The sequence below is a fragment of the Acidovorax sp. HMWF018 genome, from assembly GCF_003061035.1.
GTDB classification, from domain to species: domain Bacteria; phylum Pseudomonadota; class Gammaproteobacteria; order Burkholderiales; family Burkholderiaceae_C; genus Acidovorax; species Acidovorax delafieldii.
The window spans coordinates 1-2,190 of the sequence record NZ_QAIM01000576.1; the positions used below are offsets into that span (position 1 = coordinate 1).

General features: G+C 64.5%; 3 protein-coding genes. 2 read left to right on the top strand and 1 reads right to left on the bottom strand.

From position 1 onward, the window contains the following. Window positions 1–166: helix-turn-helix domain-containing protein (locus DBR23_RS24575; RefSeq protein ID WP_146191436.1), on the bottom strand; the 166-nt coding region annotated here is incomplete at its 3' end. A gap of 102 nt (window positions 167–268) precedes the next feature. On the opposite strand from DBR23_RS24575, the gene DBR23_RS24580 reads away from it, so the two are divergent. Then, window positions 269–1,279 (top strand): fumarylacetoacetate hydrolase family protein, encoded by a 1,011-nt coding sequence (locus DBR23_RS24580; protein ID WP_108499870.1) that lies wholly within the window; start codon window positions 269–271, stop codon window positions 1,277–1,279. A gap of 96 nt (window positions 1,280–1,375) precedes the next feature. After that, a partial coding sequence (locus DBR23_RS24585) for a tripartite tricarboxylate transporter substrate binding protein (RefSeq protein WP_233250722.1) occupies window positions 1,376–2,190 on the top strand: 815 nt, incomplete at its 3' end.

Here is a 2,190-nt window from a genome sequence, read left to right on the forward strand (position 1 = left end):
GCCCCAGGCGCTGAAAGCTCACCAGATACCGGTGCGCCTTGGCCGCGCTCATGCCGGCCGAAGCCGCCACATCCTTGAGCATCAGCGGTCCGCGCGAGCGTGTCAGCCCCTCCAGCAGGGCAAAACCCACCTCGACCGATTGAATTCCTGCACGTTCTTTGTCCATGTGCACTAAAATTTGCGAGTTTTGTTTAGTTAAATCAATTTACCCAAGCGTAATTCGTGTTGGGTGAAACCTTCAACCCCTTGAGACAAAGGTCCTGCCACCATGAAACTCGCTACCTACAAAGACGGCTCGCGCGACGGCCAACTGGTTGTCGTCTCCCGCGACCTGGGCACGGCCCATTATGCGACCGGCATTGCCAGCAAGATGCAGCAGGTGCTGGACGACTGGGGCTTCATCTCGCCCCAGCTGCAGGACCTGTACGACCAGCTCAACAGCGGCCGCGCGCGCCACGCCTTCCCCTTCGACCCCGCCCAGTGCATGGCCCCGTTGCCCCGCGCCTACCAGTGGGCCGACGGCTCGGCCTACATCAACCACGTTGAACTGGTGCGAAAAGCGCGCAACTCCGAAGTGCCCGAAAGCTTTTACACCGACCCCCTGATGTACCAGGGCGGCAGCGACGACTTCATCGGCCCCTGCGACGATGTCGTGGTGCCCAGCGAAGCCATGGGCATCGACTTCGAGGCCGAGATCGCCGTCATCACCGGCGACGTGAAGATGGGCACCACCGCCGACCAGGCGCTGGACGGCATCCGCCTGGTGATGATTGCCAACGACGTAAGCCTGCGCAACCTGATCCCGGCCGAGCTGGCCAAGGGTTTCGGTTTCTTCCAGAGCAAGCCCGCCACCGCCTTCGGCCCCGTGGCCGTCACACTGGACGAGCTGGGCGACGCCTGGGACCACGGCCGCGTCAACCTCACCGTGCAGTCCACCTGGAACGGCCGCAAGGTCGGCATGTGCGACGCGGGGCCTGAAATGACCTTCCACTTCGGCCAGCTCATTGCCCACATCGCCAAGACGCGCAACGTGCGCGCCGGCTCCATCGTGGGCAGCGGCACCGTCAGCAACAAGGGCGTGGAGCAGAACGGCCGCATGGAATGGCCCAAGGGCTACAGCTGCATCGCCGAAAAGCGCTGCATTGAAACCATCCAGGACGGCAAGCCCAGCACCGACTTCATGAAGTTCGGCGACACCATCCGCATCGAGGTCAAGGGCAAGGACGGCGCCAGCATCTTCGGCGCCATCGACCAGACCATTGCCGCACCGGCCGCCTGAGGCACCGCAGAGCAAAATTTGAATAAAAACGGCTGCATGCGCTAGAGGAACATGCGCTTGCAGCTATCAAATTCATAGTATCAAGGAGACAACCCCATGCAACGCCGTACCCTCTTGTCCGCCCTGGCCGCCGCAGGCGCCACCACCGCCGCGCCCTGGGCCGCCGCCCAATCCGCCTGGCCCGACCAGCCCCTGCGCTGGGTGGTGCCGTACCCCGCCGGTGGCGGCACCGACGTGCTGGCCCGCACCGTGGCTGAGGCCATGCGCCAGACGCTGGGCCAGCAGATCGTGGTGGACAACCGCCCTGGCGCATCCACCAACATCGGTGGCCAGATGGTGGCCACGGCCAAGCCCGATGGCAACACCTTCATGTCGGCCGACAACGCCATCCTGGCCTACAACGAACACCTGTTCACCAAGCTGCCGTTCAACCCTGAAAAGGACTTCACCTACGTGGGCGGCATCAGCCGCTTTCCGCTGGCGCTGGTGGTGCACCCGGCGTTTGAAGCCAAGACGGTGAAGGAATTCCTCGCCTACGCGCGCGCCAACCCCGGCAAGCTCAACTACGCATCGCCGGGCAATGGCTCGCCACACCACCTGGCGATGGAGATGTTCAAGAACCGCACCAAGACCTTCCTCACCCACATCCCCTACCGCGGCGCGGCGCCTGCGCTGCAGGACGTGATGGGTGGCCAGGTGCCCTGCATGTTCCTGGACCTGGCCGCTGGCCTGCCGGTGATCACCTCGGGCAAGGTGCGTGCCTTGGCGATTGGCTCGGCCAAGCGCGTGGCCGCGCTGCCGGACGTGCCCACCTTGGCAGAAGCCGGTGTGCCCAACACCGAGGTATTTGCGTTCCAGGGCATCCTGGCGCCCGCCGGTCTGCCCGCTGCGATCACGGCGCGCCTGAACGG